General features: G+C 61.5%; 17 protein-coding genes and 1 pseudogene. 11 read left to right on the forward strand and 7 right to left on the reverse strand.

Annotated features, from left to right (window positions below; all coding sequences use genetic code 11):
* Positions 1–648: pseudogene (locus SYN9616_RS17930) on the reverse strand (photosystem II q(b) protein); the annotation flags it as partial.
* A gap of 141 nt (positions 649–789) precedes the next feature.
* Entirely contained in the window at positions 790–2106 is a 1317-nt protein-coding gene (locus SYN9616_RS0106430; RefSeq protein ID WP_028952361.1) for a YcjF family protein, read from the reverse strand.
* A gap of 195 nt (positions 2107–2301) precedes the next feature.
* Between SYN9616_RS0106430 and SYN9616_RS0106435 the strand changes: the two genes are divergently transcribed.
* The 5 genes from SYN9616_RS0106435 to SYN9616_RS0106455 all read left to right on the forward strand — a co-directional run bounded on the left by SYN9616_RS0106435 (position 2302) and on the right by SYN9616_RS0106455 (position 6173).
* Positions 2302–3168, forward strand: coding sequence for a cation diffusion facilitator family transporter (locus tag SYN9616_RS0106435; protein ID WP_232200659.1), 867 nt, complete (start codon positions 2302–2304; stop codon positions 3166–3168).
* Complete coding sequence (locus SYN9616_RS0106440) at positions 3161–3688, forward strand: hypothetical protein (RefSeq protein ID WP_028952363.1); 528 nt, start codon at positions 3161–3163, stop codon at positions 3686–3688. The genes SYN9616_RS0106435 and SYN9616_RS0106440 overlap by 8 nt, the downstream gene beginning before the upstream one ends.
* A gap of 15 nt (positions 3689–3703) precedes the next feature.
* Positions 3704–4252 (forward strand): hypothetical protein, encoded by a 549-nt coding sequence (locus tag SYN9616_RS0106445; RefSeq protein WP_028952364.1) that lies wholly within the window; start codon positions 3704–3706, stop codon positions 4250–4252.
* Between the two features lie 3 nt (positions 4253–4255).
* Positions 4256–5269 (forward strand): tryptophan--tRNA ligase, encoded by a 1014-nt coding sequence (gene trpS, locus SYN9616_RS0106450; RefSeq protein ID WP_028952365.1) that lies wholly within the window; start codon positions 4256–4258, stop codon positions 5267–5269.
* 190 nt (positions 5270–5459) lie between these two features.
* Entirely contained in the window at positions 5460–6173 is a 714-nt protein-coding gene (locus tag SYN9616_RS0106455; protein WP_369791924.1) for a muramidase, read from the forward strand.
* 4 nt (positions 6174–6177) lie between these two features.
* Here the strand turns inward: SYN9616_RS0106455 and SYN9616_RS0106460 are convergent, their stop codons facing one another.
* Positions 6178–6510 (reverse strand): DUF2605 family protein, encoded by a 333-nt coding sequence (locus SYN9616_RS0106460; protein WP_037990759.1) that lies wholly within the window; start codon positions 6508–6510, stop codon positions 6178–6180.
* Between the two features lie 29 nt (positions 6511–6539).
* Between SYN9616_RS0106460 and thrS the strand changes: the two genes are divergently transcribed.
* The 6 genes from thrS (at position 6540) to SYN9616_RS0106490 (ending at position 14584) form a co-directional block, all read left to right on the forward strand.
* Positions 6540–8369 (forward strand): threonine--tRNA ligase, encoded by a 1830-nt coding sequence (gene thrS, locus SYN9616_RS0106465; protein ID WP_028952368.1) that lies wholly within the window; start codon positions 6540–6542, stop codon positions 8367–8369.
* Positions 8366–8767: a DUF1824 family protein gene (locus SYN9616_RS0106470; RefSeq protein WP_037990761.1), complete on the forward strand. Its 402-nt coding sequence runs from the start codon at positions 8366–8368 to the stop codon at positions 8765–8767. The genes thrS and SYN9616_RS0106470 overlap by 4 nt, the downstream gene beginning before the upstream one ends.
* Before the next feature lie 83 nt (positions 8768–8850).
* Positions 8851–9885 (forward strand): glucokinase, encoded by a 1035-nt coding sequence (locus SYN9616_RS0106475; RefSeq protein WP_028952370.1) that lies wholly within the window; start codon positions 8851–8853, stop codon positions 9883–9885.
* 14 nt (positions 9886–9899) lie between these two features.
* Complete coding sequence (gene thrB, locus SYN9616_RS0106480) at positions 9900–10847, forward strand: homoserine kinase (protein ID WP_028952371.1); 948 nt, start codon at positions 9900–9902, stop codon at positions 10845–10847.
* A 57-nt stretch (positions 10848–10904) separates the two neighbouring features.
* Positions 10905–12476, forward strand: coding sequence for an NAD(P)H-quinone oxidoreductase subunit 4 (locus SYN9616_RS0106485; protein WP_028952372.1), 1572 nt, complete (start codon positions 10905–10907; stop codon positions 12474–12476).
* Positions 12477–12481: 5 nt separating this feature from the next.
* Positions 12482–14584 carry a M3 family metallopeptidase gene (locus tag SYN9616_RS0106490; RefSeq protein ID WP_028952373.1) on the forward strand — a complete coding sequence of 701 codons (2103 nt, stop codon included), beginning with the start codon at positions 12482–12484 and terminating at the stop codon, positions 14582–14584.
* On the opposite strand, the gene SYN9616_RS0106495 is transcribed toward SYN9616_RS0106490, so the two are convergent.
* The 4 genes from SYN9616_RS0106495 to SYN9616_RS0106510 are packed head-to-tail and all read right to left on the reverse strand — an operon-like array spanning position 14581 to position 17778.
* A complete protein-coding gene (locus tag SYN9616_RS0106495; protein WP_028952374.1) occupies positions 14581–15171 on the reverse strand; it encodes a triacylglycerol lipase in 591 nt (196 codons plus the stop codon). The two genes, SYN9616_RS0106490 and SYN9616_RS0106495, sit on opposite strands and share 4 nt — an antisense overlap.
* The gene (locus SYN9616_RS0106500; RefSeq protein ID WP_028952375.1) at positions 15168–15545 is read right to left on the reverse strand and encodes a dihydroneopterin aldolase; all 378 of its coding nucleotides are present in this window, start codon (positions 15543–15545) and stop codon (positions 15168–15170) included. The genes SYN9616_RS0106495 and SYN9616_RS0106500 overlap by 4 nt, the downstream gene beginning before the upstream one ends.
* A gap of 8 nt (positions 15546–15553) precedes the next feature.
* Entirely contained in the window at positions 15554–16861 is a 1308-nt protein-coding gene (locus SYN9616_RS0106505) for a glutamate-5-semialdehyde dehydrogenase (RefSeq protein WP_028952376.1), read from the reverse strand.
* A gap of 14 nt (positions 16862–16875) precedes the next feature.
* Positions 16876–17778 carry an ROK family protein gene (locus tag SYN9616_RS0106510; RefSeq protein WP_037990763.1) on the reverse strand — a complete coding sequence of 301 codons (903 nt, stop codon included), beginning with the start codon at positions 17776–17778 and terminating at the stop codon, positions 16876–16878.

Genomic DNA, 17778 nt, shown 5'->3' on the forward strand with positions numbered 1-17778 from the left:
GGAGCCGTGCATGGCGGAGAACAGTGATCCACCGAAAACACCTGCGACGCCCAGCATGTGGAAGGGGTGCATCAGGATGTTGTGCTCGGCCTGGAACACCAACATGAAGTTGAAGGTGCCAGAGATGCCCAGGGGCATGCCGTCAGAGAACGAACCCTGACCGAAGGGGTAGACCAGGAAGACAGCGAAGGCTGCTGACAGCGGAGCGCTGTAGGCAACGCAGATCCAGGGGCGCATGCCCAGGCGGTAGGAGAGTTCCCACTGGCGGCCCATGTAGGCGGAGATGCCGATCAGGAAGTGGAAACAAACCAGCTGATAAGGACCGCCGTTGTACAGCCACTCATCGAGTGAAGCTGCTTCCCAGATGGGATAGAAGTGCAGGCCGATGGCGTTGCTGGAAGGGACAACAGCACCGGAGATGATGTTGTTTCCGTAGATGAGGGAGCCGGCGACGGGCTCACGGATGCCATCGATATCAACCGGAGGGGCGGCGATAAAGGCAATGATGAAGCAGATGGTGGCTGCCAGCAGGCAGGGAATCATCAGCACACCGAACCAACCCACATAAATGCGGTTGTTGGTGTCAGTGACGTACTGACAAAAAGCTTCCCAGTTGCTCTGGCGTCCGCTGCGAATGGCGGTGGACATAAGAGGAAAGAAGACAGGAAATGGCCACCCTTGATGAAGGGAAGGCTGTGCAAAGCCTATGGAGTGATTTGCTTATTAGACGGCGACTAAATATTCCGAAGCAGCTCTCAATCTTTCTTCATGAAGGACTTCATGAAGCCTTCATGAAGTTGCGTGAAGAAGCCAGTGTTTTGACTGCTGCAAGAAGCCTGGCCAGTCCAGCCGCTCTTCCTCTGCGGCCCTGGCCACAAGGAGGGGAGCCTGTTGTTTCAGCAGCTTCAGATCCGGCTCGGCAACACCGGTATTGATTGCCAACCAATCAGCCATCGAACGACCCACCACGCGCGTTAAGTAGGCGGCACTCAGGGCCTGCATCGCTCCAGCCACAAGCCAGCTTCCGCCGTCGAGCTTGGCAAGCCCCAGAAGCATCTGGGAGCTCCACTCCACGACGCCCTGAGCCAGAGCAGCTCGAGCCAGTTGAGCCGCTGCTTCCTTCAGCACATCCAACTGGAGACGACAGCCCCAGAGGTCGGCCATCTCGCGGATCATCAGCCCGTTGGCCACGACGATTGCCAGAAGATCAAGACTTGGCACCGGTGACGCCAGCACGGACGTTGCGACGATCCACTGGGTGCGCTGCTGAAGTGTCTGAAAGCGTTGACGCCGGAGCTGTTCGAGATCGGCTTGCCAACGTTGGTGCAGATCCGCAAGCAAACGTCGGCGAGTCATCGCGATGGTGGACTCTGCCGAACCAAGGCTCAATCTCAGCGGCTGAAGTGTGACGCGCAGTTCGACATCACTGGCAGAGAACAACAAGCGCTCATGCCAGCGCTGCGGCAGCTGGCTCAAAAGATCCTCTTGCAGGGGGCAGCCGAGTCCATCCACCACAAGCCAGGCTGGTTGATCCTCTGGCACCTGATGCAGCCAGAGCAGATCGGCAGCCAGCAACGGCGCGTGCAAAACGTGCACCACCACATCCTGTTGGCGCAGAGCTTCGGGCCAGCATCTGGCCCCATCACCTGCCGTCAGCGGATGGGCCATGGACAGCTTGAGAGGAGCTGATCCAGACAGGGCCAGCTGCCATGTTTCGACTGGGAAGATCTCGGTGCCCGGCACAGACACAACGGCGAGGGTCTGAGGAGCAGAGCGGTCCAGCAAGCTCTGCAGGGCTGCCTCTCGACCACGGGCATCACCGCTGGAGCTGTCCTCCAAAGCCTCGAACTGCTTCAGGACCTCCCGGCATCGCTGGATCCAGCCATCGAGCGTTTCAGGTGGCTGAAACCGGGGTTGAGCTGAACCACGGCCAAGCCACCACGCGGCTGCGCCCAGGGCGAGCAAGGAGAGGCCGCCACCGGGAAGGCGCAGAACGTCGCCAAGCAGCCAATGACCTGCCAACACGCCCCCTCCGGCCAGCGCCAACTTTCCGATCAAGGCCGGAGACACTGGAGAAACCTGTGTCAGGAGTCCCGGGAGTTTCAACGGAAAGGGAATGGTCCGTAGAGGAATCTTCTTAGCTCACTGTTGCGGATGCGACCAGCGACACAGATCAAACTGCGTAATTTTCCATAATTTGTAGATTCAGTCCCGATCTGGTGCATGCAAGGGAAGGTGGCCCAAAACCACGCCGTCGCACCAACAAGCCTGGATCACCGGCAGCAGGTTCGTTCCGTCCTGATGGTGGCGCTGGCCGTCAACATCAGCATGTCGCTGCTGAAACTGATCGTTGGCGTGATCAGCGGCTCATTGGCGGTCATCGCCGATGCCATGCACAGCGCGACCGATGCACTCTCCAGCCTGACCGGGCTGATCACCAACACGCTTTCTGATCCCAGACCGGATCGGGATCACCCCTACGGCCACCACAAATACGAAGCGATCGGCGCCCTTGGCATCGCTGCGTTCATCCTGTTCACCGCACTAGAGATTCTGCTTCGATCGGGGGAACGGATGGTCGAAGGTCTTCCGGCGATCCGTGTCTCCGCATCGGAACTGCTGCTGTTGTTTCTGGCTCTCGGCTTCAATTTGCTGCTGGCCGGCTACGAACACCAGCAGGGGAGTCGCCTAAACAGCACGCTGCTGAAAGCTGACGCACAACACGCGGCCAGCGATGTGTGGACAACAGTCCTCGTTCTGGTGGGCATGGCCGGGACCCTCTGGTTTCAGATCAGCTGGCTTGATGTCGCCTTGGCGATCCCGATGGCCCTGCTTTTGATTCGCGTCTGCTGGGACGTGCTGCGCAAGACGCTGCCCTGGTTGGTTGATCACATCGCCATCGCACCGGAAGCGATTCATGCACAGGTGATGGATGTCCCGGGGGTCCTCAACTGCCACGACATCGCCAGTCGAGGGGTCCTTGGTCAGCAGGTGTTCATCGATATGCACATGGTGGTGGAGGCCGACGATCTGACCACGGCACACCGCATCACAGAGCATGTTGAGCAGAGGCTGGATCACAGCTTTGGGCCGGTGCGCTGCACGATTCACCTCGAGCCCAAGGACTACGTGGAGGAGGGAATCACCTATTCAGGGACGCATGGCTAGCGACAGGCCAACCCACGATCCTCTGGACGTTCTCACAGCCCGGCAGCGTCTCGGCCTTTCCGAGATTTTCGATGAGGTACGCCTGGCATCCGGCTGGTCCTGGCAGTTGCCGGTCCTGCTGCAGGAACGCAGCTGGTTGAGGCTGATGCGAATCAATCTGAGGGACCTCAGCCGCCACCTGCCGCCCGATGGACGCGAGGATGCGCCGGAGCTGAGTCGATTTCGAGGCTTGCTGGAGCAGGGTGTCGACCCGCTACAGGCCCAGCAGCGCTGCTGGGCTGAGTTCGGCATGGAGGACTGTCATCGCGCTCTTCGCCGTTATTGGGATGGCAACGAGAGCCTCAGAGATGGATGGACGCTGAGCCGCTACCTCGATCTGGTAAGCCGATATCGGCACCGGATCGATCACGGGGAAACCGTGCTGCCGCTGCTCGTGCTGGCTCAACAGGGAAGTCGCGAAGGTCACCGGCTGCACTGGGTCACAGACAGGACACCGACGATGCGCCACACTTGCGCCTGATTCGGGCCGCAGGCCATGAGTGATTCCTACAGCAATGATTCCCAGAGGGGGAATCAGGGTGAAGGTGGCCGCGAGGGCTACCGCGGAGAAGGGGGGCGCGGCGGTCAGCGCGGCGGTCGCCCCGGAGGCAGGGAGGGTGGCGGATTCCGCATCCGCCTGAGTGACAACGAAATGCGCTCTGCCCGAGCGCTTCAGGAGGCCTTCCAACTTCGTTCCACAGTGGCCGTTCTGGGGCTTGCCGTGAGAACCCTTGGTCAGATGCTTGAGGACGGCCAACTGGACGAGCTGGTGCAGCAGCAGCGGTCCCAGGCGCCAAGAGGGGGACGCCGCGATGGAGGTGGCGGACGAGGTCGCCGGAACGACGACGAACGATCCGGCGGCGGCGGGCGTGGATCCCGGCCTGATCCGTTTGCAAGACCCTCAAAACCGCAGCCTCCGGAGCCCGAACCCGAACCGGATGTTTCCGAGAGCAGCGACGCGTCCGTAGCCGAACCAGAGGTTGCCGATCAGGCTGCTGGCGACGAACCACAGCCAGACGGAGACAGCAAGCCAGCTGAGGCCTGAACCATGACACGCCCCCGGGTTCTCTCCGGCGTTCAACCCACGGGCGCCCTGCATCTGGGTAACTGGCTGGGGGCGATCCGCAACTGGGTTGAGCTGCAAAACAGTCACGACACATTTGTCTGTGTGGTTGATCTGCATGCGATCACAGTTCCCCACGACCCGGCAAAACTGGCTGGCGATAGTCGCACCACAGCAGCGCTTTACCTCGCCTGTGGCATGGACCCCGACCGTTGTTCGGTGTTCATCCAGAGCGAGGTGTCAGCCCACAGCGAATTGTGCTGGCTGCTGAATTGCGTCACGCCCCTCAACTGGCTGGAGCGCATGATTCAGTTCAAGGAGAAGTCGGTGAAGCAGGGCGACAACGTTTCGGTTGGCCTGCTCGATTACCCGGTGCTCATGGCCGCGGACATCCTTTTGTATGACGCCGATCTTGTACCGGTTGGTGAAGACCAGAAACAGCACCTCGAGCTGGCTCGCGACATTGCGCAGCAACGCATCAATGCTCGCTTCGGCAGTGAGGAGCGACCCGTGCTCAAGGTCCCCGAACCCCTGATTCTCAAGGAAGGTGCTCGGGTCATGAGCCTCACCGATGGCCGCAGCAAGATGAGCAAGAGCGATCCCAATGAAGGAAGCCGCATCACGCTTCTAGATCCGCCGGAGGTGATCAACAAGAAGATCAAGCGGGCGAAGACGGATCCCCAGCGAGGTTTGGAGTTCGGCAACCCCGATCGGCCTGAAACGGACAACCTGCTGGGGCTCTACGCCATCCTCAGCGGCTGCGGCCGTGACGCCGCCGCTGAGCAGTGTGCCGAGATGGGATGGGGACAGTTCAAGCCTCTGCTGGCTGAAGCCACCGTGGCGGCACTGGAACCGATTCAGCAGCGCCACCGCGAACTGATGGCGGATCCAGCGGAGCTCGACCGCGTGCTGAGCAGCGGCCGTGAACGCGCCGAAACCGTGGCGCAGAACACCCTCGAACGGGTGCGTTCCGCGATGGGATTCGCTCCTCGAGCCTAATCAGGACACCTCAACAAGATAAGGCTGGCTAATCATTGATCCCGACAGGGCCATGAGGACACCTGCGATCAAAAAGCCCGATGAGACTCGCTGCGGCAGGGCGAGTCCCGCGAGTCTCACAAAAAGGGTTCGACTGCGTATACATACTCATCCGGGCACGTCAACCCCACAGTGACCGGCCTCGCCATTGGTGGATCCGGTCGATCAGGTTGGCGCTCCCTTCAAAGACTGCTGCGTGCATCTTCTCTCCGGAGGCCTGAGAACCAACGTCCTTTCGTTCACATCCCGGCGGGTTGCTGTTCTGGCTCTCTTGGTTCTTGGCGCAGGTGTACCACCACTGGCTGAAGCCACCGCCGACAACGACCGCCCTCAGGCACGCCACCTGGTGGTTCACGCCATGGTTGCCAATGTCAGCGAAAACGGCCCTTACGAACTCACCCCAGAACGCCGCGCTCTGCTGAATACGATCCGCTACGCAGAAGGCACCTGGAAAGACGGTGCAGACAAGGGTTACAGGATTCTCTATGGCGGCGGTGAGTTCACAGACCTGTCCCGTCATCCAGAGCGCGTGGTGGTCAAGAGCTATGCCAGTGCCGCAGCAGGTGCTTATCAGTTTCTGCCCTCCACCTGGGCTGGCGTAGCCAAGGAACTGAATCTGACGACGTTTGAACCGAAGCATCAGGATCAGGCCGCCCTTCATCTTGTCGAGCGTCGCGGAGCGCTCAAAGAAATTGATCGCAAGGGGCTAACGACCAAGGCCATGGCTCGCCTGGCTCCTGAATGGGCTTCCTTCCCAACACCGTCCGGCAACAGTGCCTACGGACAACCGGTGAAATCCCACAGCGAACTGGCGAGCTTCTACAACAGCAACCTTAGGAGCCTTCGCAATCAGCTCGGAGCCTGAGACCTCAACGGTCGACCGTCGCCAGGCGCGCAGCCAGGGTCCACACCTCCGTGACCAGACCGTGCCAGGGCGTCATCGCGTCCATCGACACGGCCATCGGCTGTGACGCCGCTGAGACAAGAGCTCGGGTGGCGGCGATCGCCTTCCGGCCCTCCAGCAAACGAGCGGCAAACTCCTGCTGGTCCTCATCGGTCATCACACTCGTCGGGCAACGACCGAGCAGCTCCTCACCGCGGCTGAACCAGTGCTCGAAGTCGTCCAGCAGGGAGTCCAGCAGGGACGACATCAGATCTGCCGCATCGGACGAAGAATCTGGAATGGGCCGTCCCGGGGACATGGCGATGCCGCTGATCTCACGCCCATAGGATGGCGGGCCCTGATCAGGAACCGGTGAGTAGCGCGGCCGCAACCCCTCAAGCCCCCGTCGCTCTTCCCAAAACCAGTGAAAGCGATCAACTCCTGAGGATCCGCCACTCGATGAGCCATGTCATGGCCATGGCGGTTCAGAAGCTCTTTCCCAAAGCCCAGGTGACCATCGGGCCCTGGACAGAATCGGGCTTTTACTACGACTTCGACAATCCAGATCCCTTCACCGAAGCCGACCTGAAAGCCATCAAGAAGGAGATGGGCAAGATCATTGGTCGCCGGCTTCCGTTGGAGCGCATCGAGGTGAGCCGTGAAGAGGCCGCCGCAAAGATCAAGGCACAGAACGAGCCGTACAAACTTGAAATCCTGGACGGACTGCAGGAGCCCATCACCCTCTACACACTCGGCGATCAGTGGTGGGATTTATGCGCAGGGCCCCACGTTGAAAACACCAAAGAGCTGAATCCGAAGGCCTTCGAACTGGAAAGCGTCGCCGGGGCTTACTGGCGTGGTGATGAGACACGAGCACAGCTTCAACGGATCTACGGCACCGCCTGGGAAACACCGGAACAGCTTGCGGAACACAAACGCCGCAAGGAGGAAGCCTTACGACGGGATCACCGACGCATCGGCAAGGATCTCGACCTCTTCTCGATCGAGGATGAAGCCGGGGCCGGACTGGTGTTCTGGCATCCCCGAGGAGCGCGGATGCGCCTGTTGATCGAGGAGTTCTGGCGCCAGGCCCATTTCGAAGGGGGCTACGAACTCCTCTACACACCGCATGTGGCAGATATCAGCCTCTGGAAAACCTCAGGCCACCTCGACTTCTATCAGGAGTCGATGTTCGGCCCCATGCAGGTGGATGAGCGGGAATACCAGCTCAAGCCGATGAACTGCCCCTTCCATGTGCTCACTTACGCCAGCAAGCTGCGCAGCTACCGGGAGCTGCCGATCCGCTGGGCTGAACTGGGCACGGTGTATCGCTACGAGCGGCCAGGGGTGATGCACGGCCTGATGCGCGTTCGGGGCTTCACCCAGGACGACGCCCATGTGTTCTGCCTGCCTGATCAGATCAGTGATGAAATCCTGCTGATTCTCGATCTCACCGAACGGATCCTGTCCGCCTTCGACTTCAGCACCTACGAAATCAATCTCTCAACCAGGCCTGAGAAGTCGATCGGCGACGATGCCGTCTGGGACCTGGCCACCCGAGGCCTGGTCGAGGCTCTCGAACGCAAGGGCTGGAGCTACAAGATCGACGAAGGCGGCGGTGCTTTCTACGGACCCAAGATCGACCTGAAGATCGAAGACGCGATCGGACGAATGTGGCAGTGCTCCACCATTCAGCTGGACTTCAACCTTCCCGAACGCTTCGAGCTCGAATACGTGGCCGCGGACGGATCGCGTCAGCGTCCGATCATGATCCACAGGGCGATTTTCGGCTCGCTGGAACGGTTCTTCGGGATCATGACTGAAAACTATGCCGGTGATTTCCCCTTCTGGCTGGCCCCTGAGCAGATCCGTCTTCTGCCGGTCACCGATGAGGTTCAGCCCTACGCAGAGCAACTGCTGAAGCAGCTCAAGGACGTTGGCGTTCGCGCCACGATCGATCGCAGCGGTGAACGCCTCGGCAAATTGATCCGCATCGGTGAGCAGATGAAAATCCCTGTCCTTGGTGTGATCGGAGCCAAAGAGTCGGAGCAACAGTCCGTCAGTCTTCGCAGCCGCCGTGATGGTGACCTCGGCATGATTGCAGCCAGCCAGCTGGTTGAGGCGTCAGGTCGATCCGGACGAGAGCGGCTTGCCGGTCTGGAGCTCCATCCAGCGTGACCCCCAGGCTGAACAACCTCGCTGATCTGATGCATTGGCGGGAAGCGCCAACCCTGGAGGACGGCCTCGCTGATCGTCTCCGCCTGGAACTCGCGGACGCCATGGCCGAAGCCGATTGGTTCACCGTCGGGGTCATGGCCCCATCGGACAGCGTGGCTCTGGAAACGCTGAGACGCCTTGAAACACATCAGGGATGGGAGCCCATGCAGGTGGTGCAGACCACAGACGAAGTGGGACCGGTGTTTCTCAAAGCCAATCAGACCAGCGGTTCGATTCGCATCCGCATCGAACATGGACTTGCTCAAGGCATCCTGATCAGCGGTCATCGACATCAAACGGCTGACGATCAGGCCGGCATGGTCACAACCTGGGGACCGCTTCCGCTGGATTTTTTCTGAATCCGATGCCCTGAACGACACCAGTCGTTGCCGAGTTGTCCTGCGAACCGCAGCCTGAAGAAAGACGGATTCTCGGAACCCGCATGGCCGGCACCACTCTTCTCGCAGGCGACATGGGAGGAACCAAGACCCTCCTGGCCCTCTATGGACTCAACAACGGTCGCCTGACAACACTTCATCAGGAGAAATTCAAGTCCAGCGAATGGAGCTCGCTGGAACCGATGCTTCAGGCCTTCATCAGCCAGCGACCTGCGGAGATTCCCGCGCCTGATCACGGTTGCATCGCGGTGGCCGGTCCAGTTCGAAACAGGACAGCGAAGATCACCAACCTCCCCTGGCAACTGAAGGAGGAAGACCTGGCAGCGGCCGCCAGCATGCGGAAGCTGGAACTGGTCAACGATTTCGGAGTGCTGATCTATGGCCTTCCTCACTTCGATGCAGACCAACAGGTGGTGCTTCAGGAAGGACACCAGGATCAGGGGCCCGTGGCGATTCTTGGGGCTGGCACCGGCCTCGGGATGGCGCGTGGAATTCGCACGAATGGAGGTCTGCTCTCCCTCTCCTGCGAAGGTGGTCATCGTGAATTCGCCGCCAGAACCGAGGAGGAATGGCAGCTGGCCTGTTGGCTCAAACGGGATCTCGGTGTGGAGAGGCTGTCGGTTGAACGAATCGTGAGTGGAACCGGGCTGGGGCATGTGGCGCATTGGCTGCTGAATCAACCCCATGCCCAGAACCATCCCCTGCGGCAGATGGCGACGTCATGGCGGAACGACACGGCCTCCGACTTCCCAGCCCAGGTGAGCCGTGCCGCATCCGAAGGTGACGATCTGATGCAACATGGCCAGCAGCTCTGGCTCTCGGCCTACGGCGCTGCAGCTGGAGATGTGGCGTTGCAGGAACTCTGCAGCGGCGGGCTCTGGATCGGAGGAGGTACGGCCGCCAAACAGCTGGCGGGACTGAAGTCGGAGACGTTTCTGGCCCCGATGCGAGCCAAAGGTCGCTTCGAGGAGTTCATGGGCAGTCTTAACGTCACCGCCGTGATCGATCCGCTTGCGGGACTGTTCAGCGCCGCCTGCCGGGCTCGGATGCTCGCGGAGCCAGGTGAGACACTGGCCTGAACGCAGCGCATGGGATGTCGCAGCCGCGCATCGGGCAGAAAGTGGTGGTGGATGTTCCGGCAACCACCGCCAATCTGGGGCCCGGTTTCGACTGTCTCGGCGCCGCACTCGATCTGAACAACCGCTTCGCCATGCGACGGATCGAGGGCAATGGTGAACGGTTCGAACTCATCATCGAAGGCAGCGAGGGAAGTCATCTGCGCGGGGGGCCTGACAACCTCGTGTATCGGGCGGCTCAGAGGGTCTGGAAAGCCGCTGGCCTGGAGCCCGTGGCCCTGGAAGCGAGGGTTCGTCTGGCCGTTCCACCGGCCCGCGGTCTTGGCAGCAGCGCGACAGCGATCGTGGCGGGATTGATGGGAGCGAACGCCCTGGTGGGAGACCCACTCAGCAAGGAAAAGCTCCTGGAGCTGGCCATTGACATCGAGGGCCACCCGGACAACGTTGTTCCCTCACTGCTTGGTGGCCTGTGCATGACCGCCAAAGCCGCGTCCCAGCGCTGGCGCGTTGTGCGCTGTGAATGGACATCAGCGGTCAAGGCAGTCATCGCGATTCCATCGATCCGCCTCAGCACAAGCGAAGCGCGCCGAGCCATGCCCAAAGCGATCCCTGTCAGCGATGCCGTAGTGAATCTGGGAGCCCTCACCCTGTTGCTGCAAGGACTACGGACCGGCAATGGAGATCTGATCGCTGACGGCATGCACGATCGCCTGCACGAGCCCTATCGCTGGAAACTGATCAAGGGTGGTGATCAGGTGAAATCATCAGCCCTCGAGGCCGGTGCCTGGGGATGCGCCATCAGTGGTGCAGGCCCCAGCATCATTGCCCTCTGCTCAGAGGACAGGGGAAAAGCGGTCAGCTCGGCCATGGTGCGCGCCTGGGAAGCCGCTGGAGTGGCCAGTCGGGCACCGGTGCTGGATCTGCAGACGTCAGGCAGCCACTGGCAACCAGCAGAAGATGGGTAGTTCTACCCAAACAGGGGCAACAGAGCTGTTAGCTTTATTCACGATTGGGGTCAGGAAATGGACGCAGAACTGCCGTTGTTGGCCGCGTCCGAGGCCACTTTTCCCTGGCTGTCTCTGATTGTTCTGCTGCCAGCGGTCGGCGCGATGCTGATGCCGCTTCTGCCTGGAGACGACAACAAAACGTCGCCACTGCCCCGCAACTTCGCCCTGGGCGTGCTGCTGGTCGACCTGCTGCTAATGATCGCGGTCTTCGCCACGCGCTTCGATCCCACCCAGGCGGGCTTGCAGCTTGTTGAACGGGTCAGCTGGCTGCCGGTGATTGGTCTGGAGTGGTCCCTGGCCGCCGATGGCTTGTCAGCTCCGCTCGTGGTGCTCAGCGGCCTCGTCACCCTGCTGTCCGTCGCGGCAAGTTGGTCGGTCACCAGCAAATCCCGCCTGTATTTCGCCCTGCTGCTCCTGCAGGCATCCGCCCAGGGACTCGTGTTCCTGTCCCAGGATTTTCTGCTGTTCTTCCTAGCCTGGGAACTCGAGCTGGTTCCGGTGTACCTGCTGATCGCCATCTGGGGAGGCCAGAACCGGCAGTACGCCGCCACCAAATTCATCCTCTACACAGCCCTGGCATCCCTGCTGATCCTGATCAGCGGCCTGGCTCTTGCCCTCTCAGGCGATCAGTTCACGCTCAACCTGAGCGAACTCGCAGCCCGCTCGCCAGGGGGCAGTTTTGGCCTGCTCTGTTATCTGGGTTTCCTAGTGGGTTTCGGCGTGAAGCTGCCGATGTTCCCGCTCCACACCTGGCTTCCGGACGCCCACGGTGAAGCCAATGCGCCGGTTTCGATGTTGCTGGCAGGAGTGCTGTTGAAGATGGGCGGTTATGCCCTGCTTCGTTTCAACGTTCAGATGCTCCCGGATGCCCACCTTCAGCTGGCGCCAGCCCTGGTGATCCTTGGCATTGTCAACATCGTCTATGGAGCGCTGAACGCCTTCGCCCAGGACAATGTCAAACGACGAATCGCCTGCAGCTCTGTGAGCCACATGGGCTTCGTTCTGCTCGGCATCGGCGCGGTCGACGCCCTCGGTGTGAGTGGCGCCATGCTCCAAATGGTGAGCCACGGTCTGATCGCCGCGGCCATGTTCTTCGTCACCGGCGTGTTCTACGAACGCACCAAGACCCTCTCGATCCCCAACATGGGTGGACTGGCCAAAGCCCTGCCGATCACCTTCGCTTTCTTTCTGGCCGCCTCCCTCGCTTCCCTGGCCCTTCCGGGCATGAGCGGCTTCATCAGTGAGATCACCGTCTTCCTCGGCATCACGAGCCAGGAGGGTTTCACATCCCTGTTCCGCTCCATCAGCGTGCTTCTTGCCGCGATCGGCCTGGTGCTGACGCCCATTTACCTGCTGTCCATGTGTCGACGCGTGTTTTTCGGGCCGAGGATCCCCGCTCTTGCCGTCGTGGACGACATGCGTCCGCGTGAGCTGGTGATCGGCCTCACACTGCTCGTCCCCACACTGGTGATTGGCGTCTGGCCCCGCGTTGCCATGGATCTCTACGAGGCATCCACCGAGGCTCTGGCCACGCGCCTCGGAGAACACAGCCTGATGGCTCTGATCGAACGCCTCCCTCTCGGTTGATGACGATGACCTCCACCTCCGCACTGCTGCAAGGCTCTGGGCTGCCCAAATTCGAGGCGATCACTCCCGAGCTGGTTCGCAGTGACATCCCCGTTTTGATCTCGACGCTGGAGCAGGACTTCAGCGCACTGGAAAGCAGCCTCAGCCAGGCCATGGAGAAAGGGGACCCCCTTCACTGGCAGGCGGTGATGCCCTCACTGCAGCGGATCGGAGAACGGCTGCGGTGGAGCTGGGGCGTTGTATCCCACCTCAACGGCGTCTGCAATTCACCGGAGTTGCGGGATGCCCATGCCAGCCAGCTTGGTGATGTGGTGCGACTTGGCAATCGTCTTGGCCAGAGCGCCTTGCTGTACCAGGCTCTCAGCCAACTTCGCGATGCCCCCCAGCAACCTCTGGATGAAACACGGCGCCGCATCCTGACCAGCGAACTGCTCTCGATGGATCAACGGGGTGTTGGTCTGAGTGGAGAGGACCAACAGGCCTTCAACCGCACCAGTGAACGGCTGGCGGAACTGTCCACGGCCTTCAGCAACCATGTTCTGGATGCCACGCAGCAATGGACCCTGAAGCTGACGGACAAAGCCCAGTTGTCCGGCTTGCCGCAGCGGGCTCTTGAAGCCCTAGCCGCTGCTGCTCGCGAAGCGGGCGATGGCGAGGCCAGTGCTGCCGAAGGCCCCTGGCTCCTGGGCCTGGACATGCCGCGCTATCTGCCATTTCTGACCCATGCAGAGGATCGCGGTCTACGGGAAACCATCTATCGCGCCCACGTCAGCCGAGCCAGCAGTGGCGAGCTCGACAACAGCGATCTGATCGAAGAAATCCTGCGACTGCGCATCGAACAGGCCAGACGACTCGGCTACACCCATTGGGCCGAACGCAGCCTGGCCAGCAAAATGGCTGACGATGTGAATGCCGTTGAGGCCTTACTTGAGGAATTGCGCGTCGCGGCCTACCCCGCAGCGGAAATCGAAATCGCGGATCTCAAGGACTGTGCGACGCGCCATGGGGCTGCAGAGGCAGATGCTCTCGCCCCCTGGGACCTGCCGTTCTGGTCTGAACGTCTCCGCAAAGAGCGTTTCGATCTTGATCAGGAGGCTCTGAGACCCTGGTTCCCACTACCTCAGGTGCTCGAAGGGTTGTTCAGCCTCTGCGAACGGCTCTTTGATGTCGAGATCCAGGCCGCGGATGGGGAGGCGCCGATCTGGCATGCCGACGTTCGCTACTTCCGGGTTCAGCGCCGAAACGGCCCTGCCATCGCCGCGTTTTATCTCGATCCCTTCAGTCGACCGGCCAGCAAGCGTGGCGGTGCCTGGATGGACGACTGCCTCGGGCGCAGCATCGGCAGTGATGGACGCCAGGTCCTGCCGGTGGCCTATCTGATCTGCAATCAGACACCCCCTGTGGGGAAGACCCCCAGCCTGATGAGTTTTGAAGAGGTGGAAACCCTTTTCCATGAGTTCGGCCACGGTCTTCAGCACATGCTCACCACCGTTGATGAGCCGGAAGCAGCGGGCATCAACAACGTCGAGTGGGATGCCGTCGAGTTACCGAGTCAGTTCATGGAGAACTGGTGCCTCGACCGTGCAACCTTGATGGGCATGGCTCGCCACTGGCAGACCGGGGAGCCGCTTCCCGAAGAGGAATTCAACAAGCTGCAGCGCAACCGCACCTTTAATGCCGGCCTGGCAACGCTGCGCCAGGTGCACTTCGCACTCACCGACCTTCGTCTGCACAGCCGCTGGAGCCCGGAACTTGGCCTCACACCAGATCAGATGCGCCGTGAAGTGGCCCGCAGCACCACTGTGATCGAGCCGATCCCGGAGGATCAGTTCCTCTGCGCCTTTGGCCACATCTTCTCCGGTGGCTATTCCGCCGGGTATTACTCCTACAAGTGGGCGGAAGTGCTCAGCGCCGATGCCTTCGCAGCGTTCGAGGAAGCTGGCCTCGACGATGAGGTGCAGGTCCGAGCAACCGGAGCTCGCTTCCGGGACACGGTGCTGAGCCTGGGCGGCAGCCGCGCTCCGGCCGATGTGTTTTCTGCCTTCCGTGGTCGGCCGGCCAGCAGCGAGGCACTGATCCGCCACTCGGGGTTGGTTGCCGCGGCCTAGGCGGCGGTCAGGTGCTCCCGGAACACGTTTAAGGCCCTGGGATGGGAGATCAGTTGCTGATGGGTCCAGACATCAATCACCTGCTGATCCCCCCAGGGCAGCTGGGCTGTCCAATACGGACACACCATCAGATCCCAGTGGCAGAAATAACTGCGACAATCCAACGCAGCCAAGGCTTGTGAACTGCGGCCGAGATCCCGAAGCAAGGCACTTCCCACCTTCATATCCGCTGCACCTGGCAGCAAAGCCCGTGGAATCGGTTGAGCGGTAAGCGTTCCATGCTGAGGGCTGCCCACACTGAAGAATCGGCGCGCGCGCTGGGCTCCGTTCAGTTCCTGCAGCCAGATACGACCCACCACTCCACCCATCGAAAATCCGAACAAATCAATCGTCTGATCCGCTCCGAAACGTGCTCGGATCTGACGATCGAGATCACGGGCTAACTGGCGCAGTGGGACGGCTCCCAGGCGATGGGGCAGATGGGGAGTGAGCAGAGGCTGATCAGAATCTTCCAGGGCCTGGATCAACCGCCGAAAGACCCGCGGGGTGTCCCAGAGGCCGTGCACCAGAACAAGCGGGGGCCTCATGGATCAGCACCAGCTGAAGAGTGATGTCTGAAGCGTTCAACCGACACCACGCCGCTGAATCCAGGCACCGGTGCAGCACATTTGCTCAGTTCCACGCGCATCGGAACGGGGCCATAAAGCGCCTCCAGACGATTCAGCACCTGCTCGCTGAAGTGCTCGATCGTGAGGCAGCGAATGGATCGCGACAGCTGCTGCAGATCTCGGATCGCCAGGCTGTAGTCGGCGCTGGAGGCGAGATCATCAGCAGCAGCGGATTGCCCGAGATCTAGCCAGAGGCTTAGGTCCAGACGGAACCACTGACCATCGCGACGCTCGTTGGGAAGCACCCCGACATGGGCCCACAGCCTCAGGTTTCGGACGTGGATGGCATCCATCAAGGAGGTCAAAGGGGTTGATCGCGATGGCTGAAACGTCGCGTTCCTGCGGCGTAATCCGCGGCGATATGACCGTCACCACGAAGGCGATAGCGGTAAGTCACAAGGCCTTCTAAGCCGACGGGGCCGCGGGGCGGCAGGGTCTGCGTGCTGATTCCCACCTCGGCCCCGAAGCCGTAACGGAAGCCATCGGCGAAACGGGTGGAGCAATTCAGATACACCCCTGCACTGTCGACAGCGGCCAGAAAGCGATCAGCTGCTGCCGCATCCGTTGTGACGATCGCATCCGTATGGCGGGAGCCGAAGCGGCGGATGTGGTCGAGGGCGGCATCCAGATTCGAGACCACCCGCACCGAAAGAATCAGATCGAGATATTCCGTTCGCCAGTCCTCCTCCGTTGCTGCTTCTGCGACCCCGAGCCCTTGGCTGGCGTCATCTCCGCGCAGCACCACCCCAGACTCCTGGAACCGGGGGATGGCCGCCGTCAGGAATGCCGCAGCGACCGACTCATGCAGAAGCAGCGTTTCAATGGCGTTGCAGGCCGCCGGGTACTGAGTCTTGCTGTCGATCGCCACGCGCACGGCCTGCTGCACATCCGCTGCGCTATCGACGTACAGGTGACAGATGCCGTCAGCATGTCCCAGGACAGGAATACGGGTGTTGTCCTGGATGAACCGCACCAGTTCATTGCTGCCGCGCGGAATGATGAGATCCACGAGCCCATCAAGCCGCAACAAGGCCAGGCTCTCTTGACGCGTGGTGAGCAACGCCAGAGCATCGGAAGACACATCGCTTTGGCTCAGGCCTTGCTGAAGGGCCTTCATGACCGCTTCGTTGGTGCAGCTGGCCTCGCTCCCTCCCTTGAGGATGGCGCCGTTTCCGGATCGAATTGCCAGCGAAGCGATCTGCATCAACGCATCCGGGCGAGCCTCGAAGATCACACCCACCACACCCAGAGGCACCGTGATCCTCTCCAGCACCAGGCCCTGATCCAACTCCCGATGCAATTGCCGGCGACCGAGGGGATCTGGCAGAGCCGCCACCTTGTGGACGCCCTCGATGGCTCCCTCAAGTTTCTTCGCATCCAGCTTCAGCCTGGCCATAAGAGCTGGGGCCAGTCCCTGCTCCGCAGAGCGTTCCAGATCCTCCCGGTTGGCGTCGACGATGCCGGCCGCATGCTCCGCAAGGGCATCCGCCATCGCCTGGAGGGCCTGAGCCCTCTGCTCGTCTGAGGTCTGACCGAGGGACACCGCTGCCAGCCGCGCTGCTCCAGCCCTCTGCAACAGTTCCGCCGAGGGCTCGGGAACGGAAGTCATGACGGAATTGCGTATCAGTCTTCCGTCATCATCCCGCCCAACCTCTGCAGAGCTAGACGAGCCGCGCCAAGGCGTCCGGCACCATTGCCGAGCGCACAGGACTCGATCCGCAGACCTTCGCGGGAGACCGCCTGCACCCGCAGCTCCACCTCCCGACGGACCGCGGGCAGAAAATGGCGGGCGGCGCCGGCCAGGCCTCCCCCCAGCAGGACCAACTGGGGAGTGAACAGATAGGCAAGCGAACTCACACCAACGCCCAACCGACGGCCGTACTGCTCCCAGACCTGAATCGCTTCCGACTCCCCGGCATCCGCCGCTTCACTCAGCTCGCGTGGGTCTCGGTCGCAGAGGCGCCGCAGCGCCGCGATGCTGGCGTATTGCTCGAGGGAGCCTCGATTACCGCTGTTGCAGGGCGGACCCGCTGGATCCACTCCGATCAGTCCAGGCTCAGCCGCGGCACCGTTATGGCCGGTGAACAGAGCTCCATTGATCAGAACGCCACCGCCCACCCCGGTGCCAAGCGTCAGCAGCACCACATCGCCAAACCCCAGGGCCGCTCCGCGCCAGGCCTCTCCCACAACGGCGCAGTTTCCATCGTTGGCCAGGGTGACGCGCCGCTTCAAACGGGGTTCAAGCCATTCCGCCAGAGGCACCTCCTCCCAACCGGGGAGATTGATGCAGATCCTTGCCACCCTGGCCTCTACATCCATGGGACCCGGCAGCCCGACACCAACCCAGGCAGCCTCGCGGCCAGGATCAAGCTCTGCGACCGCTTCGCAGAGGGCCATCGTGACGGCCCCTGGCACGGCCGGCTGGGGGGTGGGCTGCTCCAGTTGCGCCAGGAGCTCACCTTCCGCAGTAAAGCGAGCCAACTTGATCGCCGTGCCGCCGAGATCGATCCCGATCACCTGATCCAT

It is taken from the genome of Synechococcus sp. CC9616 (assembly GCF_000515235.1).
Taxonomy (GTDB): Bacteria; Cyanobacteriota; Cyanobacteriia; order PCC-6307; family Cyanobiaceae; genus Parasynechococcus.

Excerpts from the sequence above, each read along its gene's own strand:
- SYN9616_RS0106475 (WP_028952370.1), top strand. The coding sequence starts at position 8,851 with ATGGCCGGCACCACTCTTCTCGCAGGCGACATGGGAGGAACCAAGACC.
- SYN9616_RS0106490 (WP_028952373.1), top strand. The coding sequence starts at position 12,482 with ATGACCTCCACCTCCGCACTGCTGCAAGGCTCTGGGCTGCCCAAATTC.
- SYN9616_RS0106510 (WP_037990763.1), bottom strand. The coding sequence starts at position 17,778 with ATGGATCAGGTGATCGGGATCGATCTCGGCGGCACGGCGATCAAGTTG.
- SYN9616_RS0106485 (WP_028952372.1), top strand. The coding sequence starts at position 10,905 with ATGGACGCAGAACTGCCGTTGTTGGCCGCGTCCGAGGCCACTTTTCCC.
- SYN9616_RS0106500 (WP_028952375.1), bottom strand. The coding sequence starts at position 15,545 with ATGGATGCCATCCACGTCCGAAACCTGAGGCTGTGGGCCCATGTCGGG.
- trpS (WP_028952365.1), top strand. The coding sequence starts at position 4,256 with ATGACACGCCCCCGGGTTCTCTCCGGCGTTCAACCCACGGGCGCCCTG.
- thrB (WP_028952371.1), top strand. The coding sequence starts at position 9,900 with ATGTCGCAGCCGCGCATCGGGCAGAAAGTGGTGGTGGATGTTCCGGCA.
- SYN9616_RS0106505 (WP_028952376.1), bottom strand. The coding sequence starts at position 16,861 with ATGACTTCCGTTCCCGAGCCCTCGGCGGAACTGTTGCAGAGGGCTGGA.
- SYN9616_RS0106460 (WP_037990759.1), bottom strand. The coding sequence starts at position 6,510 with ATGTCCCCGGGACGGCCCATTCCAGATTCTTCGTCCGATGCGGCAGAT.
- SYN9616_RS0106435 (WP_232200659.1), top strand. The coding sequence starts at position 2,302 with ATGGTGGCGCTGGCCGTCAACATCAGCATGTCGCTGCTGAAACTGATC.
- SYN9616_RS0106440 (WP_028952363.1), top strand. The coding sequence starts at position 3,161 with ATGGCTAGCGACAGGCCAACCCACGATCCTCTGGACGTTCTCACAGCC.
- SYN9616_RS0106445 (WP_028952364.1), top strand. The coding sequence starts at position 3,704 with ATGAGTGATTCCTACAGCAATGATTCCCAGAGGGGGAATCAGGGTGAA.
- SYN9616_RS0106495 (WP_028952374.1), bottom strand. The coding sequence starts at position 15,171 with ATGAGGCCCCCGCTTGTTCTGGTGCACGGCCTCTGGGACACCCCGCGG.
- thrS (WP_028952368.1), top strand. The coding sequence starts at position 6,540 with ATGGCGGGCCCTGATCAGGAACCGGTGAGTAGCGCGGCCGCAACCCCT.